The organism is Halobacillus ihumii (assembly GCF_902726645.1).
Taxonomy (GTDB): Bacteria; Bacillota; Bacilli; order Bacillales; family Halobacillaceae; genus Halobacillus_A; species Halobacillus_A ihumii.
Genome location: NZ_CACVAO010000001.1, coordinates 2,677,764 through 2,695,612 on the forward strand (window position 1 = coordinate 2,677,764; position 17,849 = coordinate 2,695,612).

The following is a 17,849-nucleotide window of genomic DNA, read 5'->3' on the forward strand; positions in this document are numbered from 1 at the left end:
CTTTCGTGGTAATGCTGAAAATATTTCTTAAGTCGTCTTCATTGATTAAGGAGAGAAGGAACGAAATGGATGAACTATTATATTTAAGCGTTTTCCTCATCTATACCATTGCTATTCTTATACTAGGGAAACACGGTTTTGATAGAACAGATAAACTTAAAGGTTATTTTCTAGCAGGGATGAAGAAACAGATCTTTCATCTCTTGATCAAGGGGGGGGGGAGAATACTACCAATGACACTTGGAGATGCTTATGGATCAATAAATTCTTATCTTGAAAAGGCAGGATCTTTCCAATTTCACCCCTGTTTCAATTTTATAATAATATCGTGACAGGATTCCTCCTTGCTTTCCTTTTAACCACATAGTAATCTTGAGATTCATCGAAGGGAGTGGAGAGACCATGACGCGAGTGGTCATCTTAGCCGAAAAACCCTCTCAGGCAAAAGCTTATGCAGAGGCTTTTACGATACAGGAAAAAACGAAAACTTATATTCTATTAAAGCCGGATGAGACATTCCCGAATGGAGCGACAATTACGTGGGGGGTCGGCCATTTGGTTGAATTAAAAGAACCTCATGACTATAAGAAGGAATGGAAGAGGTGGAAGCTTGATCAACTGCCGATTGTTCCTGATCGGTTCCTTGAGAAGGTCTCTAAAGGGAAATGGGAGCAGTTTCAAGCGGTCAAGAGGTTGTTCCAGCAAGCGGACGTGCTCGTGAATGCGGCCGATGTTGACCGGGAAGGCTCGAATATTTTTTACAGCATTCTCCGCTTAACTGGTGTGAAGGGAAAGCCGATTCAGCGATTGTGGATCAATTCTCTCGAGAAAGATGAAGTTCGAAAAGGATTTAAGAATTTACAAAATAACGATAAGGACTTGCGTTTATTTGATGAAGCGAAAGCCCGGCAAATTAGTGATTGGATGGTTGGAATCAATGCCAGTCGTCTGTTTACATTGCTGCTGCAAAAGAAAGGGTTCGCAAGCTACCTTTCAATTGGGCGCGTGCAATCTCCGACGGTTTATTTGATTTATCAAAGACATAAAGAAATTGAAAACTTTGTATCCGAGCCCTTTTATCAAATCGAGGGACTTTTTCAATCTGAAACGGGTGCCTATAAGGGGCTTGCTGAGATTAAGGAAAAGGAAAAGGATAAGGTGCAGGAACTTATGGACAAGCATGGCCTTAAAGAAAAGGAAGACTTACAAGGGATTGTCCAACGTGTGGACAAAAAGACAAAACACCAAAAATCTCCGAAACTGCATTCCCTGTCTACCCTGCAAAGTGTTGCGAACAGGCGTTGGAAATATACACCTTCGCAAGTACTCAAGACGATGCAGAAGCTCTATGAGAAGCGTCTCGTCTCCTATCCGAGAACGGACTGTAACTTTATCACTGAAAATGAGTTTGCTTATTTAGTGAACAACTTGAATTCTTACCAGGAAGCGTTGAATGTCTCTTTCACACCGGTGTCTCTGAAACCAAATAAACGGTATGTTAACAGCCGTAAAGTTCAAGAACACTATGCGATCATTCCGACAAAGTCTGTCCCTTCTCAAAGGAAGCTGAGTGGGCTGAGTCGTGAGGAAAGCAATATTTATCATGAAGTTCTGGCCACGACGCTTGCGATGTTCCACGCAGACTACGTGTATGAAGAGACGACGATTTTTACACATGTTCAGGACTTACCTTTTAAATCTTCAGGCAGAAGAGAAGTGAAACGCGGATGGAAAGAGCTGTTTCCAAAGCCTTCTAAATCAAAACAGGAAAAAGAAGCGGATCTGCCGGATGTCCAAAAAGGTGCACAGGTTGGCGCTCGGCTTCATATTAAAGAAAGTATGACACAGCCGCCCAAGCCTTATACAGAGGGTCAGCTGATCAATATGATGAAAACTTGCGGGAAGCTCATGGATAATGAGGAAGATGTGGAGATTCTGAAGGAAGTCGAAGGCCTGGGCACAGAAGCCACCCGTTCTAGCATCATTGAAACGATTAAGGCACAAAAATATATTGAAGTGAAACGAAACAATGTGTATGTCACAGATAAAGGAATTATGCTTTGTGAAGCGATTGAAGGGACGCTGTTATCGAGCCCTTCCATGACCGCAAAATGGGAATCGTATTTAAAGAAAATCGGAAGTGGTGAGGGATCTAAGCAAGTATTTCTCAAACAGACCAGTCAGTTTGTAGAAAAGCTGATCCAGGAGACCCCCGATTCCATTCAGCAGGTTCACATTCGAAGCACCGGAGAGAAAAACAAGTGGAATGCTCCGATCGCCAAATGCCCTGCTTGTTCAACTGGTTCTATTGTGGATCGATACAAGTTTTATGCGTGTTCCGCTTACAAAGAAGGATGTAAAGTGACCTTTCCTAAGAAATTAGCAGGAAAGACGCTAACAAAGAATATGATTAAAACGTTGTGTGAGAAGAAGCGAACAAGGGTTTTAAAAGGATTTAAAGGAAAGAAAACATTTAGTACAGCTTTAACACTCGATCAAGATTACAAGATTAAATTTGACTTTAAGAAGAAAGCGTGAAGCGGATCTTACTCAAACAATGATAGATTTTATAAAAGCGCCTGTTCCTACTGCATAGCATTTTAACGCAGCGGGGATCAGGCGCTTTTATTTTATCATGCACATTTTTTAACAAAGGCAGGAACATCCCTCCTATAGCAGAAACATGTTACGATACCTTTAGGAAAATAGAGGAGGATTTACAATGACGACGAGAAGACTTTTCTACGAAGATCCTTATAAAATGGAATTTGAGTCTAAGGTTATAAAAATAGACAAAGACGAGCGTGGATTTTATGTGGTGCTGGAAGAGACGGCGTTTTACCCGACTGGCGGGGGGCAGCCGCACGATACAGGAACATTGAATGGATTTGAAGTGATGGATGTAGAAGAATTAGAGGGCGAGGTGCGTCATTACACAAGAGAAAAACTTCCCGCTGAGACAGAAGATGTACAAGCAAGCATCGATCAAGAGCGACGTATCGATCATATGCAGCAGCACTGTGGACAGCACATCATTTCAGCTGTTTTCGATGATCAGTTTGGGATTCCAACAACGAGCTTCCATTTAGGAACAGATACAGTAACGATCGATTTGGATACGGAACATCTTTCCGCAGACCTTTTGGAAAAGGTGGAGAGGCAAGTGAACGAGGTCGTTCGGGATAACTATCCGGTTAAATCGAAGTGGATGTCCGCAGAAAAGGCAGCGGAGTACCCGCTTCGCAAACCGCTCGCAGTTAAAGAAGATGTCCGGCTTGTCATCATTCCAGATATTGATTATAACGGATGCGGAGGAACTCACCCGCACTCCACTGGCGAGGTTATGGCTGTCAAGTTTCTAGGATGGACAAAAAACAAGAAACAGGTTCGCCTGGAGTTCGTCTGCGGTTATCGAGTGCTGCAAAAGCTTGAACAAAAACACCGGATATTAACCGAAATGAAGCGGCTTGTTCCAAGACCAGAACAACAGCTTGTAGAGGAAGTCGATGAGCTGATCACGTCAAGCAAGGAGAAAGACAAGAAAATCGCTGAGCTTGAAGAACACCTGTTGCAACATGAGGCACGTGATATTATTTCAGAGTTCCAGGAGGGTCGAGTGATTCAGTGCGTTTTCCAAGACCGGCCTGTCAAAACACTCCAATCACTCGGAAAAGCCATCATACAAGAAACACCTGATGCTTATCTTATTCTGATCAGTGAACAGGAAAACCAACTCCAGTTTGTACTGGCTCATGGGGAAAACATTAATCAAAATATGAATGAAATAGCCAAACAAATTATGCCCCTAATTGAAGGAAAAGGCGGGGGCAAACCGAATTTCGTTCAAGGAGGCGGGAAAAAGTTCATGGACGGAGATGTTTTTGCTGATCGAGCTAAGGACCTTTTATAACGTTGGGGTTGGAAGATCATTAATCTTCTTGAGTAAAAAGAAGGAAAATGGATAATTACCCCCATAACTTACGATTGCTGACATGAATTAGTTCCTGCTTAGCTTCCTTCGCCAGAATACTAAGACAAGCATGTCGAAAAGTATCGCCTTATTGGTACCGTGAGGGATGAACTTACAAAATATGATGCATTCGAGGAAATTTCCCGGGAAATAGACACGTCTTCTGAAGACGAAGTGACTGATTTTTCGACAAGACATGAAGGTTACAATCATATGACAAGTGGTACACAGCTCTGAGTGAACATTCTCGCTGCCCATCCCTTGATGGGAAAAACGGCCTTTGCCTAAAAAATTTTTCAATAGACGCCTCTAACTTAACGGGGGTGTTATTAAATGAGTTAGTAAAACTATAAGCAAATAAATCTTGAATACATACCGTTTCACAATACAGAGTATTCAAGGTGACAGGCCAACAGAAAGGACTAAAAAAGATAGAAAATTCATGTTACAATAAAAATTAAACTTCCAGTACACTTGAAGTTTATGGTGAAAATGTATAGGGTTGGTTGTTCTTTATACTTCTGTGGGTGAGTAAACTGTTCGTTCTCCCCCCATTTAATTAAAACTATAGAACTCTTGTTAACGAACGTCAGAATAGTGGTTCAAAATTACTAACATGAAAATTGTGAAAACAGGGTATGGATACTACATAATACTTTAACAAATGGGGTTGATGTCTCTAAATAAGAGGAAGAAGTTATAAAAATCGATAACATAATAACCTTAAATTTTTACCTAAAGGAGACTTGTAATGGATAAAAAACAGAAAAACTGGAAATTCATGAATAGAGTTTTTTGGATTTCTTTCTCCATAATTTTCCTGTTTGCATTATGGGGAGCATTAGCTCCTGGCGCCCTTGCCTCACAGGCAGAAAATATCTATGGTTTTATTGCGAACACTTTTGGATGGTTTTACTTAGTATTTGTGCTATTTTTAGTTCTATTTAATTTCTACTTAGCTTTTAGTAAATATGGGAAAATTCGTTTAGGTGGAGATGATGTTAAACCGAAGTACCCTCTTTTTACCTGGATCGCGATGCTCTTCAGCTGTGGGTTTGGGGTCAGTATCGTATTCTGGGGAGTAGCAGAACCAATGACCCATTTTGGCACCCCACCTCCCTTTGATCCCAGCATAGAACCTGAATCTGCAGAGGCAGCCCGCGTAGCTATGTGGAATGCTTTCTTTAATAACGGAGTCCATCAATGGGCTTCATTTACGTTTGTAGGTCTTGCTCTTTCCTATTTTATCTACCGTCAGGATGAAAGAAGCTTGATTAGTGATACGATGAATTCAGTCATAGGAAGCACAGGCAAAAAGCCGTTTCGGAATGCGGTTGATATTATCGCGATCGTAGCAACCGTAATGGGCGTTGCAACAACGCTTGGTTTAAGTGTTCTGCAAATTAACAGTGGACTTGGCAGCGTGTTTAATGCACCAACTGGTGGTGTCACACAGATTATCATTGTTCTCGTTATGTTTATTTTCTTTATGTTATCCACCCTCTCAGGTCTAGATCGAGGAATTAAATACTTAAGTAATGCCAACTTAGGCATCGCTCTATTTCTTATGATTGCTGTATTACTTATCGGACCCACAGGCTTCGTACTCGATACTATTACGATGGGAGTCGGTGACTACCTGCAGAACTTCTTCCAGGCGAGTTTACGACTTGATCAGTACACGGGGAGTACATGGGTACAGGATTGGCCAATTTATTACTGGGCCTGGACCATTGCCTGGGCGCCGTTTGTCGGAATGTTCGTTGCACGAATATCCAAAGGACGTACTGTTCGGGAATTCGTTCTCGGCGTTATGGTAGCTCCGCCTGCTATAGGAATTATTTGGATCGGAATCTTCGGAGGAACAGCCATCAACTTAGACCTCTTCCACGGAACCGACATCGCTGGTGCTGTTGCGGAGAATGAAGCAACTGCTTTATTCAGCATGCTGGAGAATTTACCATTCGGTACGATCTTATCAGTTCTTTCCATTTGTTTATTGTTCACTTTTTTAGTCACTTCTGCGGACTCCGCAACATTCGTACTTGGAATGATGAGTTCAAAAGGGGATACGAACCCTTCCGGTGTAGTTAAAGTCGTTTGGGGTACATTAATTGCCGCACTGGCCATTATTTTAATCTTAAGTGCTGGGTTAAATGGACTTCAGACCGCCTCGCTAATCGGTGCATTGCCGTTCTCCATCGTCCTGTTTATTTCTTGTGTATCGTTGCTCAAATCGTTACGTGAAGACTACAAAGAAACCAGGCGTGAAGAAGAGAAAAAACGTCACCACAGAATTCAGAAACAAATTGAAGATTACAACTCAGATTAATCAATAAATGAGCGACCTTCATTATGAGAAGGTCGCTCTTATTTTCAGATTTGAACCCGTCTCATTTGTTTCATCTAAAAATAAAAAGGTTAAGAACGTACAGTTTGTCATCAAAACAGAAAGTATCAAAAAAGAGGAAGACAAACAAGAAGATAAACAAAAAGAAGCCGAGGAAAAAGAGAGGTCTGGGGTCGGTTATTCGATTGTTCAGATAGTACCATAGAAATATAGCAATGAAGCCTAAATTCTTTATAAATCAAAGGATTTAGGCTAATTAAAAAAGTTATAAATATTACTTATAAGAGGGCGTTAAGTGCGATCTCGGCAGCTTGAGCTATCAGCTCGTCGTTATATTGGGCATCCTCCTGATCACGGTGGGACATGATCGCAATGACAATTGGTTCTCTGTTTGGCGGCCATACCACTGCAATGTCATTTCTCGTTCCGTAACTTGCGGCCCCGCTCTTATCACCAACCACCCAACCTTCAGGTGCTCCTGCACGTATTAGCGCATCTCCTGTAGCATTGCCTTTTAGCCAATCCGTGAATAGTTCACGCTTATCATTTGAAAGCAAGTCGCCGACTGCGAATTCTTTTAGACTGGTGGCGAGAGCTTTCGGTGTGCTCGTGTCTCGCGTATCTCCCGGGGTGAATTCGTTTAAATCCGGTTCGATTCGATCTGCCTGGGTAACGTTATCGCCGATTTGCCTTAGAGCTTGTTCAAATTCATTAGGACCTCCTAGTGCCTTAAATAAAAGGTTCCCCGCGGTGTTGTCACTGGTTCGAACAGCCGCTTCGCTTAGTTCCAAAAGTGTCATCCCAGTATCCACGTGCTTTTTGGTGACCGGAGAATAGGTTACTAAATCATCCTCTGTGTAGGTAATGACTTCCTCAAGTTCATCCTTGGACTTCTGCTGCAGCACGATGGCTGCGGCCAAAGCCTTGTAAGTGGATGCAAAGGCAAAACGCTCCTCTGACTGATATTCGATAGTTTGATCCGTGCCCGTATCGAGCGCGTAGACACCGAGTTGAGCGTCAAATTCATTCTCGAGTTTGGAAAACTTTTCATCTGTTTTAACTGTTTGGCCAGCTTTGTTTTCCTCTTTAGGTGAGGCATTGGTCGAACTGTCTGCATTCATGCAAGCGCTGAGTGTAACTAGTGTGAGCAACGATGCAAACAGTGTGAACTTATGCATGCTGAATTTGTATTTATATGTTTTTTTCAACTTGATACCCTCTTTCTGTAAGTTTCTTCACTTAATTTCTATTTGAAAACTTAACTGTCTTTTTTCTTAGAAATCAACCCTCCCTTAACTTTCAACTCGTTGTTGATTACAACTGTAGTCATATACTACAATTGTAATCAAAGAAATGTCAAACCTTTTTAAGTTGAAATAGGGATATCTATTTTCTTTCAGATAAAGACTAAAGAGCTCATAATCTCTTAGGATTCACCATTTTTTATCGGAAAATGATAAACTAATCATAAACTGTTAAACTTTAATACCCATAGCTTTGGAAAATGGAGGTTGGAGGAATGTTCTTCACTCATCTCGTTACAAGTTTTATAGTGTCCTCTTTTACTATAGTGATAATTATGCTGATTAAGAAAATATGTTTCCAACACCTTTCAGCGAAATGGCAGTACAATCTATGGTTTTTAGTGTTAATCGCATTGACACTTCCATTTCTGCCGAAGCAATGGATTCATTTTGAAAATTTTTTTATATCATTCGATGGAAATCATAGTAATGGTACCAGTAATCCTTCTGTCAACACGGGTGAAGGCCTAGGGCTAAGTAACGAAAATTGGATGCAGGATTTTACGGTATCAGTTAATCGGCTCAATCTGGATTTCCTGAATATCACGTTAGCCAGCATTTGGATTGCAGGAATGCTGGTCATGGCTGCTCTTTCCCTGCATGCATGGTTCAAACTAAAGAAAATTAGAAACACGACAACTGTCCTGAACAATGAAGAACTCTTACACTTATTTGAACGGTGTAAGCATCGATTAAATATATCTAAACCTTTATTCGTAGGAGAATCACCGCTTGTCAAATCTCCAATGACGTTTGGACTGTTTAAGACCTATGTTGTGCTGCCGAGGCACCTTGACGAACGAACGTCTATAGAAAATATCAAATACATTTTCATGCATGAATTACATCATTATAAATACAAAGATATCGCAACGAATTACCTTGTTATCATTTTTCAAATTTTATACTGGTTTAATCCACTTGTTTGGTTTGCTTTTAAAGAAATGAGGATAGATCGAGAAATTGCCTGCGACAGGGCTGTTTTAAAATCGTTGGATGAAAATTCTTATGCCGATTATGGGAATACGATTATTAGTTTCTTGGATGTACCCTCGTATTCGAAGAATTTTACTGGGTCCAATCAGTTGAATGGTCCCAAGCAGCAAATTAAAAAAAGAATTGAAAGAATCGCATCCTATACGATGGAATCGAAGTGGCTGAAGCTGAAGAGTATATCAATTTTTACTCTTGCAGGGATATTTGTAGCAAGTCAGCTCCCATTTATTTCTGCAATGGCCACAGGTAATGACCGTTATGATTTTAATTTTGAACACACGATTTACGATGATTTAGGTGAATATTTTGGCGGATATGATGGAAGCTTCGTGTTATATAACATGAAAGATGATCAATATACCATCTATAATAAAGATAAAAGCACATTGAGAGTTTCCCCAAATTCTACTTACAAAATTTATACCGCATTAATGGGATTAGAGTTAGGGGTCATCACAAGTAATCATTCCACAATGAAATGGAACGGAACGCAATATCCTTATGAATCTTGGAATTCGGATCAAAACCTATCGACAGCCATGGAAAATTCCGTAACCTGGTATTTTAAGAAATTGGACCAAAAAATGCCGCGGGATACCGTCCAAGCTTATTTGAAACAAATAGGTTATGGAAACCGTGATCTTTCCGGCGGCAAAGGCTATTGGCTGGAATCTTCATTAAAGATTTCTCCGGTCGAACAGGTACAATTGTTATCGGCGTTTTATACCAACCAGTTTGGGTTCAGCCAAAAGAATATCCAAACTGTAAAAGACTCCCTGTTATTAGAGGAATACGATGATGCAAGACTCTTCGGGAAAACCGGTACTGGCAATGTTAATGGCAAGAATATAAACGGTTGGTTTATTGGGTATGTAGAGAGTGAGGACAATACTTATTTCTTTGCAACCAATATACAAAACGAAGATAATAGTTATGGAAGCAAGGCGGCAGCAATTGCGTTATCGATTTTGAGGGATAAGGGAATCATAAAGGAATAAAAGAATAAGTAGTTTGATTTCATATGAGTCCAAAAGAAGGAGGGAGGATAAGGATGACAAAGAAAATCCCGAATATTTCCGAATCAGAATGGGAAGTTATGCATGTACTTTGGAAAAATGCTCCACAAACGGCCAATGAAGTGATATCCTCCCTGCAGGAGCAGACGGATTGGAAGCCGAAAACCGTGCGAACTCTGTTGGATCGTCTTTCCCGTAAAAAGGTGATCGGTGTCAATAAAGATCGGAGGGTTTATACTTTTTATCCGCTTTATTCACAAGATGAGTGTCAGCGCGCTGAGGCACAGTCATTTATTCAGCGAATTTACGGCGGAACGTTAAAGTCAATGCTGGTGCAGTTCATCGAGGAGGATTCTTTGTCAGAAGAGGATATTAAAGAATTACGTTCGATGTTAGATGAAAAGCCTAAAAAAAGGGAATCAAAAGATGAAGATTAAAGACTTTTATTGGAGGTTTATATATGGATAATAATGATATATTAATTAGATTACGATATGCCCTGGATATTAAAGATAAAGATATGATAGAAATATTTAAACTTGGCGGCGTTGACCTCACAAAAGAAGACGTGTTAAAGGTACTCACTAAATCGGAAGACAGTTCCGATGATGACCACGACTATAACGATGATATACCGGAAAATGAAGAGCATATAAAGTGCACGAATAGTATGCTAGAGTCCTTTTTAAATGGCATGATTACTTTTAAAAGAGGACAACAGGATCCAAAACCTGGACAATCGAATAAACCTGACCGGTCTATAAAGAATCATTCAAGTGTTAATAACGTCATGTTAAAAAAAGTGAAAATAGCACTGAAATTAACGAGTGAGGATATAATCGATATTTTAGATGAAGCAGGGGTCACGATCACAAAAGGGGAATTAAGCGCATTGTTAAGAAAAGAAGGACACAAGAATTACAAAGAATGCGGGGATAAGTACGCCAGGAACTTCTTAAAAGGGTTAGCGTTAAAATATAGAGGATAAGAGGGACGGGCAAATAAAAAAGGGTGCAAGTACATCGTCGTACTCGCACCTTTTTATTACTATCTTTTATTAACAGAAGCATCGTAAATTGAATCAACGGCATTTTTCAATGCGGTATTAAACTCTTCTTCAGATTGATTGGCATTTAAGTCAGCGGATAACGCACGGGAGAAACTTGCTATGAGCCCGTCATTTTCTTTCAACTTCTCATTCGCTTCTGCGCGAGAATAGCCGCCTGAAAGAGCGACGACCCGAACAACGCGTGGATGCTCGATCAATTCTTTATAGGCATTGGCCGTTGTTGGAATTGTGAGTTTCAGCATCACATTTTCATCCTCTGATAAGTCATTTAAGTGTTTAATAATTTCTTCTCGAAGGATTTCCTCCGATTTGTTTTTATCTTCACTGTTAATATTGACTTCTGGCTCAATGATCGGGATAAGGTCAGAAGCGATGATGCGTTTTCCGACTTCGAACTGCTGGTCGACTACAGCCTTAATACCACTTTGGTTTGGTTCATGGATAACAGAGCGCATTTTGGTACCGAAAATATTCCGTTCGTTAGCACGTCTTAGGGTTTCATCTAAATCATGAATTGGTTTCATGAGCTGTACACCGTTTTCCTTTTCAGCTAGTCCTTTATCGACTTTGAGGAAAGGCACAACTCCTTTATCAGCAAGGTAATCTGCTGTATATTTGCCTTCGATTTCGCGGTCCATCGTTTGCTCGAAAAGGATGGCGCCAAGAATATGATCGGAATTAAATGCTGGTGACGTGATGATTCTGGTCCGCATTTGGTGAACCAGATCAAACATTTCATCCTCGCCAGAATAAGAATCTTCCGGTACACCATAACCTGCTAATGCTTTCGGTGTACTTCCGCCACTTTGGTCGAGTGCAGCGATAAACCCTTTGCCATTCTTGATTTTATCGAATTGCTTATTGTTCATTACCTTCCACTCCTTTTTCTAGTCATTCAAGACAAAGTCCATTTATACTCTTTCCCTTATCTCTTCGTATATAACATATAAATGATCTATATTGTCATTCTTGCACAAAATGTCACGGAGGATCAAATGGCGAGGTGAAGTTCTAGACATCTTCAATCATTTCCATTTACGATAAAAAGAAGCAAGTATTTAATCGTAACGTGATTGAACTAATTTAATTTGAAAGGATGGAAAAAATGAAAGTACTTGTAGTTGGAGCAAATGGTCAAATTGGAAAACATCTCGTTTCATTTATTAAGGATAGTGATAACCTTGAAGCAAAAGCCATGATTCGTAAGCAGGAGCAGGCCTCCTTTTTTGAAAATTTAGGGGCGGAAACTGTAGTAGCAGATCTGGAACAAGAGACCGAAACGATTACAAAAGCGGCGGAGGGTGTGGATGCAGTCGTGTTTACTGCAGGATCTGGACCGCACACAGGACCGGATAAAACCATTTTAATTGATTTGGACGGGGCTGTGAAAACTATGGAAGCAGCTAAAGCTGCTGGGGTAAAACGGTTCATCATGATTAGTTCTTTTGATACGAGGCGTGAAGCTATCCAGGCGGCTCCTTCGTCCTTTGCACCATATGTTGCGGCCAAGCATTATGCAGATGAGTGGTTAAAGTCAGCGGATTTGGATTATACGATTATCCATCCTGGACGGTTAACAAATGATGAAGGAACAGGTCAGGTAGAGGCTGCATACGAAGTGAACCGAGCTGAAATTCCTAGGGAAGATGTGGCACATGTTATCGTGGCCAGTCTGGAAAATGAGTCAACGGTCGGTAAGGAATTTCAGGTAGTGAGTGGAACGAAACGTATTAAGGAAGCCGTACCGTTCGTCTAAGGGAAAAAGGACGCTTCATTTAGAGAAGACAATTTGCCGATGTGGTGAATTGTCTTCTTTTGGTGTGCCCAAAAGTAACCCTTGAACCTCTCTTAAAAAGATTATTTTGATAAACATTCAGACTGGTCAATAATAAAAGTCTAATTTATTGATGCTTTAATCGATATATTAGGCTGTTTTTCTTCTAGTTGACAAATCGAACAGTTTGCTATAAAATTTATCTTGAATTAAAGATAAATTAATTAAGGATTTGATGTTCATGAAGCAGTATGATGAAAAGGATTTGTCCTTAAAATCTTTTATTGTCCTTTCTCGTGCAAGTCATGTTGTGGAGGAAAAGATTAGAGAAGCTATTCAAAAACATGATTTGAATCCGACGGAGTTTGCCGTTTTGGAATTGCTGTATCATAAGGGTGACCAGCCGATACAGCGTATTGGGAAGAAGATCTTGCTTGCCAGCGGCAGTGTTACGTATGTTGTTGATAAGTTAGAAGGCAAGGAGCTCCTGCAACGGATCAGATGTCCAGAAGATCGGCGTGTTATTTATGCCAGGATCACAGATAAAGGCAATAATTTGATGGATGACATTTTTCCGCAACATGCAAGAGATGTTCAACATATATTTGAAGAGTTGGATGAGACTGAAAAGAAAACACTGATTTCTTTGTTAAAGAGGCTGGGTCTTTCTTTGAAGGATAACTAAATTTTTTTAGCCTTATATCTTTAATTCGAGATAAATGAATCAGAAGTAAATGAAGCGACATAATACAAACGAAAGGAGCAAGAACATGACAAAGGCTACAGAAGGCATTCACCACATTACGGCGATTGTGGGAGACCCGCAGGAAAACGTTGATTTTTACGCTGGTGTTCTCGGGTTAAGGTTAGTAAAAAAGACCGTAAACTTTGATGATCCAGGCACTTACCATTTGTATTTTGGAAATGATAATGGTCAGCCGGGGACAATTATGACCTTTTTCCCCTGGGCGGGCGCCCGTCAAGGTCGGATTGGTACTGGCCAGGTTGGTACAACTACATTTGTCGTCCCTGAAAATGCCCTCGGTTTCTGGGAGGAGAGGCTTCTGACATTCAGTGTGTCGGTAAATAAAGAAACTCGTTTTGGTGAGGAATTTCTTCTATTTGATGATCCGCACGGCTTGCACCTTGAAATCGTGGCACGAGAAGAAGGCCCTAAGAGTAGGTGGGAAACCGGTAATGTGACACCTGAATTTGCTATTAAAGGATTTGGAGGGGCGATCTTAAATACAGCTGCTCCATACAAAACGGCAGATTTACTTGAAAATGTCTTGGGAATGGAAAAAGTTGGACAGCAAGATGACTATCTCCGTTTTCGTTCTTATGGTGAATTAGGAAATATCATTGATATTCAATTAACGGCAAGCCCAAGAGGTGAACTGGGGGCTGGTACTGTTCATCATATTGCTTTTAGAGCAAAAGACTTTGAAGACCATAAAGATTGGCAGACCCATATTGCTAATAAGGGATTCTTCCCGACAGATGTAAAAGACAGGGATTATTTCGATGCCATTTACTTCCGGGAACATGGCGGATTATTATTTGAGATTGCCACAGACCCGCCAGGATTCACACGTGACGAGCCGTTCGAAGCATTAGGCGAAAAGTTAAAACTTCCTCAATGGCTCGAAACACATCGCTCAAGAATTGAAGAAGTTCTTACACCTATAACTGCACGAGAACGTAAGGGGGAACAATAATGAAACACATTTATCATAAAGGAACGGACTTGGAAAAGCCAACTTTCCTTTTGCTGCATGGTACCGGAGGAACAGAGACCGATTTATTACCGATCGCGGGGATGATTGATGATTCTGCATCAATTCTGGGGGTTCGTGGCAACATAAGTGAAAATGGTATGCCTCGATTTTTTAAAAGACTTGCTGAGGGTGTATTTGATGAAGAAGATTTGATCAAGCAAACGAAAGAGCTGCATCAATTTCTTGATACAGCTGCCCATGATCATGACTTTAATCGCAGCCATATGCTTGCCATTGGCTATTCCAATGGGGCAAATATAGCTGCCAGTCTGCTATTTCACTACCAAAACTCTTTACAGGGAGCCATATTATTGCATCCTATGGTACCGCGTCGAGGTATCGAACTACCTGATTTAACTGGACTTCCTGTATTCATCGGTGCCGGGACGAATGATCCGATTTGCAGCTCTGAAGAAACTGAAGAATTAGCTGAAATGTTGGAAAAAGCCGGGGCTCTTGTAGAAGTTCATTGGGAGAACCAAGGGCACCAGTTGACAAAAAGTGAAATTGACAAAGCGGCTGAATGGTACAGGGCGACATCTCTTAAAATGTGAAGTTAACAGTTTTAAGATTCGGGTAAATAAGTTGCAAAATAAGCATTTGATTTTATTGAATAGGAGATATACCACATGGGAATATTAAATTTTTTTAGAAAAGATACAAAAGGGAGCGATTCAACAATGGAAAACGTTAAATTAGCAGTTATTTATTATAGTTCAACGGGTACTAACTATGAAATGGCAAAATGGGCAGAGGAAGGTGCCAAGCAGACAGGTGCTGAAGTGAAGTTGGTCAAAGTCCCTGAACTTGCACCGGAAGCAGCAATTGAGTCCAATCCGGCATGGAAAGCTCACGTGGATGCAACAAAAGACGTTCCTGAAGCCACCTTAGATGATCTTGAATGGGCGGATGCGATTATTTTCAGCATGCCGACTCGTTTTGGTAACTTACCAGCTCAAATGAAGCAATTCCTTGATTTAACGGGTGGACTTTGGTTCAATGGGAAGTTGATTAATAAAGTGGTTAGCGGAATGTCTTCAGCAAACAACCCACACGGTGGTCAAGAAGCGACAGTTAAAGCACTTTATACTTCTATGATGCACTGGGGTGCGATTATTGCTGCTCCTGGATACACAGATCCTGTGCAATTCACTTCAGGCGGGAACCCATATGGTGTTAGTGTGACAGTTGATCAGGAAGGAAACATGCAAGAGGATATAGAGGATGCAGTTAAACATCAAGCTAAACGTACAGTTACAATCGCTTCCTGGGTAAAACAGGGTCAACAATAATTCAACGCTGTATTTCTTAGATATTTCTTAGACATGTGGAGGGTTCAAGTTCTCCACATGTCATATACATAACAATGACTTTTCTAGAGTTATACCCGAAAACAGTATATGTACCCTAAACAAAAACACGAACATATTCGCCAGAAGTTTGTGTTTTTGTTATGTAGAGAGCCATTAAACAGCAACAATTCTAATGTTTACCCCATTCCTGGATCTCCAGGATCTTTAACTGAACGATTGGTATGAACAAACTGAAATATACTAAAGATGTGTTTTATGATCATCAATCCTCCTTAAGTGCAAAGTTATGTAGTGTGTGAAAAAGTTTGAACAGTTTCCATTTTGTAGGGGCATAAAGATTCAATAAGTCAAAATATTCTAAACACAATTCTGAGTATAAAGGAGTGGTTAAGAAAATTCAGTCGAGTTTTGTAGAATTATTAAAATTTACTAAAAAGTTTTTGAGTTCCCTTTAGGAACGCCAAGATTAGAGCTTTTTTAAACTTGTAATATATGTACGGACAGGCAATGCCCAAAAATGAATCAGAATAGTGGTATAATCAGACTAGGATAATTGGTAATAAGATAAGGGCAAGCGTAAAAACCTTAAGTAATACAAGTGTTTTTACGCTTTTTTCTATTTATAAAGAATGGAATGGACATAACGTATTGACCTTGTTGTGCACCCCACAGTTTATGATGGAATGGGAGGGGAAGGATGCACAAGATTAGTGAATTTGCGGACATGACTGGACTAAGTAGAGAAACGCTGCGTTATTATGCGGAAGTGAAATTACTTGAGCCTGCCTATATAGACCCTAATAATCATTATCGATATTACGATGATGGTAGCTACTTTTTAGCTGTGCTGCTTGTGAAGCTAAAAGAGTTTGGTTTTACGATCCAGGAAATGATGGCTGTGATGAATGATCAGTCATTTGAACATTTAGAGGATTTGCTAATCCAAAAAAGAAAGAACATACAGGACCAGATAAAGGAACTTCAGATACGGGTAGAAGAAATAGATGATTTCCTCGCATCTGGAAAGGAGGACGTGCCATGATCAGTTGGAAAGAAGAAAGAATCATTGAAGCTTCTATCGAAGAGGTGTGGGAGTTATTTTCCGATGCTCAAATTCACCGCATCATGCCTAAGGTGGAGGAGCATCAACTTATTGAAAAGACTGAAGAAGAAGCGGGAGCCAAGCATCGCCAGAGCTACCGTGAAGGAAAGCGTGTCGAAACTTATATCGTCGAAACATTGGCGTATGAAGATCTGGAAGATAAGAAAAAGAAGCGTATTAGCTTTGTGCTGGGTTCAGCCTTTGAGATCGATCTTACCTTCACGTTAGTAAAAGTAGGGGAGAATCGCACGAAATTTATCTATGAAGGCAGTAATAAAGGAACGAACTTTGTAGGAAGAGCGATGCTTAAGCTGGGTGGCAAGAAAGGGAATCATAAAGTAGTGGGAGAATTTATGGATCGAGTGGAACAGGAGGCAGTAAATGGGTAAATTTGGTTAGCGGAAAAACTATGCGTCATGGGAAACACGTAACGAAGCAGGATAATACTGTCTCTCTTCTGTTCATATCATAAATAGCAATCTATTTTTGTCGATGAGGGAGGAGTTACGTGATTCAGTGTGAAGGTTTTTGGACCTGTATATCACCTGATGCCTGGATTACAAGCGGCGGAACATTAATAGGGGCATTTCTGGGGGCATTAATTGCTGGCCTGATCACCTTACGTGCCAACAAGAAAATGATTGAGTGGCAAGAGAAACTAAGGACAAAAGATAAAGACGACTATTTTAAAATTATTTCGCAACAATTTATAGATCAATTTGAATTAATTGATTCCAAAGTCCAGATGGTGATTGAAACAAACTTTGATAAAGAAGTCTCGAAAGAGGTCGGTCGCTATATATCGGATAACATAAATGGTATCGATGCGACTCTTGATATTAAACAAATGAATCCTGAAGATTACAAGGTTTTTAATAAATTGTTAGAAGGTTACCGTTATATATCATATGAACTCGTTTATATGATGGATGAACGTTCACCTAATTTAGAAGTTATGAACATGATTAAAACAGAGATGGATAATACTTTGAAACAAATTAAAAATACCTCTCCACCGGATTTCCAATGAAGGAAAGTGGTTAGACCGCATGAGAGAAGAGAAGGTTGAGCGTAGCTTTGCAGATTCAAAAGAGCTGCACATGGGGGCTGCGCTATTGCCGCCTGCAGAAAAACAGGGGTTCTCCATAAGCTGTAAAAGCTCCTTTAGTGGGAGCTT

Annotated in this window: 18 protein-coding genes; 16 read left to right on the forward strand and 2 right to left on the reverse strand. The window is 40.4% G+C overall.

Annotation, left to right across the window (positions count from 1 at the left end):
- Positions 1-65 precede the first annotated feature (65 nt).
- The 5 genes from G6R08_RS13360 to G6R08_RS13380 all read left to right on the forward strand — a co-directional run bounded on the left by G6R08_RS13360 (position 66) and on the right by G6R08_RS13380 (position 6,525).
- Complete coding sequence (locus G6R08_RS13360; RefSeq protein ID WP_163528597.1) at positions 66-332, forward strand: hypothetical protein; 267 nt, start codon at positions 66-68, stop codon at positions 330-332.
- Between the two features lie 70 nt (positions 333-402).
- The gene (locus tag G6R08_RS13365; RefSeq protein ID WP_163528598.1) at positions 403-2,538 is read left to right on the forward strand and encodes a type IA DNA topoisomerase; all 2,136 of its coding nucleotides are present in this window, start codon (positions 403-405) and stop codon (positions 2,536-2,538) included.
- A 184-nt stretch (positions 2,539-2,722) separates the two neighbouring features.
- Positions 2,723-3,910, forward strand: a complete 1,188-nt coding sequence (locus tag G6R08_RS13370) for an alanyl-tRNA editing protein (RefSeq protein WP_163528600.1) — start codon at positions 2,723-2,725, stop codon at positions 3,908-3,910.
- Positions 3,911-4,721: 811 nt separating this feature from the next.
- Entirely contained in the window at positions 4,722-6,302 is a 1,581-nt protein-coding gene (locus tag G6R08_RS13375; RefSeq protein ID WP_163528602.1) for a BCCT family transporter, read from the forward strand.
- 7 nt (positions 6,303-6,309) lie between these two features.
- Positions 6,310-6,525 (forward strand): hypothetical protein, encoded by a 216-nt coding sequence (locus G6R08_RS13380; protein ID WP_163528604.1) that lies wholly within the window; start codon positions 6,310-6,312, stop codon positions 6,523-6,525.
- Between the two features lie 73 nt (positions 6,526-6,598).
- Here the strand turns inward: G6R08_RS13380 and bla are convergent, their stop codons facing one another.
- Positions 6,599-7,528: a class A beta-lactamase gene (bla, locus tag G6R08_RS13385; protein ID WP_240339716.1), complete on the reverse strand. Its 930-nt coding sequence runs from the start codon at positions 7,526-7,528 to the stop codon at positions 6,599-6,601.
- 311 nt (positions 7,529-7,839) lie between these two features.
- Here bla and G6R08_RS13390 point away from each other — a divergent pair, with 311 nt between their 5' ends.
- From G6R08_RS13390 to G6R08_RS13400, 3 genes are read left to right on the forward strand one after another with little or no spacing between them, the layout of a single operon-like run.
- Positions 7,840-9,618: a BlaR1 family beta-lactam sensor/signal transducer gene (locus G6R08_RS13390; protein WP_163528605.1), complete on the forward strand. Its 1,779-nt coding sequence runs from the start codon at positions 7,840-7,842 to the stop codon at positions 9,616-9,618.
- 53 nt (positions 9,619-9,671) lie between these two features.
- Positions 9,672-10,073: a penicillinase repressor BlaI gene (gene blaI / locus G6R08_RS13395; RefSeq protein ID WP_163528607.1), complete on the forward strand. Its 402-nt coding sequence runs from the start codon at positions 9,672-9,674 to the stop codon at positions 10,071-10,073.
- A 23-nt stretch (positions 10,074-10,096) separates the two neighbouring features.
- Positions 10,097-10,624, forward strand: coding sequence for a YehS family protein (locus G6R08_RS13400; RefSeq protein ID WP_163528609.1), 528 nt, complete (start codon positions 10,097-10,099; stop codon positions 10,622-10,624).
- Positions 10,625-10,683: 59 nt separating this feature from the next.
- Here the strand turns inward: G6R08_RS13400 and G6R08_RS13405 are convergent, their stop codons facing one another.
- Positions 10,684-11,574, reverse strand: coding sequence for a fructose bisphosphate aldolase (locus G6R08_RS13405; protein WP_163528611.1), 891 nt, complete (start codon positions 11,572-11,574; stop codon positions 10,684-10,686).
- A gap of 236 nt (positions 11,575-11,810) precedes the next feature.
- Here G6R08_RS13405 and G6R08_RS13410 point away from each other — a divergent pair, with 236 nt between their 5' ends.
- The 8 genes from G6R08_RS13410 to G6R08_RS13445 all read left to right on the forward strand — a co-directional run bounded on the left by G6R08_RS13410 (position 11,811) and on the right by G6R08_RS13445 (position 17,702).
- Positions 11,811-12,461, forward strand: coding sequence for an SDR family oxidoreductase (locus G6R08_RS13410; RefSeq protein WP_163528613.1), 651 nt, complete (start codon positions 11,811-11,813; stop codon positions 12,459-12,461).
- Between the two features lie 259 nt (positions 12,462-12,720).
- A complete protein-coding gene (locus G6R08_RS13415) occupies positions 12,721-13,164 on the forward strand; it encodes a MarR family winged helix-turn-helix transcriptional regulator (protein WP_240339717.1) in 444 nt (147 codons plus the stop codon).
- Positions 13,165-13,249: 85 nt separating this feature from the next.
- A complete protein-coding gene (locus G6R08_RS13420) occupies positions 13,250-14,197 on the forward strand; it encodes a ring-cleaving dioxygenase (RefSeq protein WP_163528617.1) in 948 nt (315 codons plus the stop codon).
- Positions 14,197-14,811, forward strand: coding sequence for an alpha/beta hydrolase (locus G6R08_RS13425; protein WP_163528619.1), 615 nt, complete (start codon positions 14,197-14,199; stop codon positions 14,809-14,811). Before G6R08_RS13420 ends, G6R08_RS13425 begins: the two co-directional genes overlap by 1 nt.
- 75 nt (positions 14,812-14,886) lie before the next feature.
- The gene (gene wrbA / locus G6R08_RS13430; protein ID WP_240339718.1) at positions 14,887-15,549 is read left to right on the forward strand and encodes an NAD(P)H:quinone oxidoreductase; all 663 of its coding nucleotides are present in this window, start codon (positions 14,887-14,889) and stop codon (positions 15,547-15,549) included.
- A 718-nt stretch (positions 15,550-16,267) separates the two neighbouring features.
- Positions 16,268-16,612 (forward strand): MerR family transcriptional regulator, encoded by a 345-nt coding sequence (locus G6R08_RS13435; RefSeq protein ID WP_163528620.1) that lies wholly within the window; start codon positions 16,268-16,270, stop codon positions 16,610-16,612.
- The gene (locus tag G6R08_RS13440; protein WP_163528622.1) at positions 16,609-17,061 is read left to right on the forward strand and encodes an SRPBCC family protein; all 453 of its coding nucleotides are present in this window, start codon (positions 16,609-16,611) and stop codon (positions 17,059-17,061) included. The genes G6R08_RS13435 and G6R08_RS13440 overlap by 4 nt, the downstream gene beginning before the upstream one ends.
- A 119-nt stretch (positions 17,062-17,180) precedes the next feature.
- Positions 17,181-17,702, forward strand: coding sequence for a hypothetical protein (locus tag G6R08_RS13445; protein ID WP_163528624.1), 522 nt, complete (start codon positions 17,181-17,183; stop codon positions 17,700-17,702).
- Positions 17,703-17,849: the final 147 nt, after the last annotated feature.

Bases quoted from the DNA above. Each gene is read 5' to 3' on its own strand.
- G6R08_RS13360 (WP_163528597.1), top strand. From the start codon at position 66: ATGGATGAACTATTATATTTAAGCGTTTTCCTCATCTATACCATTGCT.
- G6R08_RS13365 (WP_163528598.1), top strand. From the start codon at position 403: ATGACGCGAGTGGTCATCTTAGCCGAAAAACCCTCTCAGGCAAAAGCT.
- G6R08_RS13370 (WP_163528600.1), top strand. From the start codon at position 2,723: ATGACGACGAGAAGACTTTTCTACGAAGATCCTTATAAAATGGAATTT.
- G6R08_RS13375 (WP_163528602.1), top strand. From the start codon at position 4,722: ATGGATAAAAAACAGAAAAACTGGAAATTCATGAATAGAGTTTTTTGG.
- G6R08_RS13380 (WP_163528604.1), top strand. From the start codon at position 6,310: ATGAGCGACCTTCATTATGAGAAGGTCGCTCTTATTTTCAGATTTGAA.
- G6R08_RS13390 (WP_163528605.1), top strand. From the start codon at position 7,840: ATGTTCTTCACTCATCTCGTTACAAGTTTTATAGTGTCCTCTTTTACT.
- blaI (WP_163528607.1), top strand. From the start codon at position 9,672: ATGACAAAGAAAATCCCGAATATTTCCGAATCAGAATGGGAAGTTATG.
- G6R08_RS13400 (WP_163528609.1), top strand. From the start codon at position 10,097: ATGGATAATAATGATATATTAATTAGATTACGATATGCCCTGGATATT.
- G6R08_RS13405 (WP_163528611.1), bottom strand. From the start codon at position 11,574: ATGAACAATAAGCAATTCGATAAAATCAAGAATGGCAAAGGGTTTATC.
- G6R08_RS13410 (WP_163528613.1), top strand. From the start codon at position 11,811: ATGAAAGTACTTGTAGTTGGAGCAAATGGTCAAATTGGAAAACATCTC.
- G6R08_RS13415 (WP_240339717.1), top strand. From the start codon at position 12,721: ATGAAGCAGTATGATGAAAAGGATTTGTCCTTAAAATCTTTTATTGTC.
- G6R08_RS13420 (WP_163528617.1), top strand. From the start codon at position 13,250: ATGACAAAGGCTACAGAAGGCATTCACCACATTACGGCGATTGTGGGA.
- G6R08_RS13425 (WP_163528619.1), top strand. From the start codon at position 14,197: ATGAAACACATTTATCATAAAGGAACGGACTTGGAAAAGCCAACTTTC.
- wrbA (WP_240339718.1), top strand. From the start codon at position 14,887: ATGGGAATATTAAATTTTTTTAGAAAAGATACAAAAGGGAGCGATTCA.
- G6R08_RS13435 (WP_163528620.1), top strand. From the start codon at position 16,268: ATGCACAAGATTAGTGAATTTGCGGACATGACTGGACTAAGTAGAGAA.
- G6R08_RS13440 (WP_163528622.1), top strand. From the start codon at position 16,609: ATGATCAGTTGGAAAGAAGAAAGAATCATTGAAGCTTCTATCGAAGAG.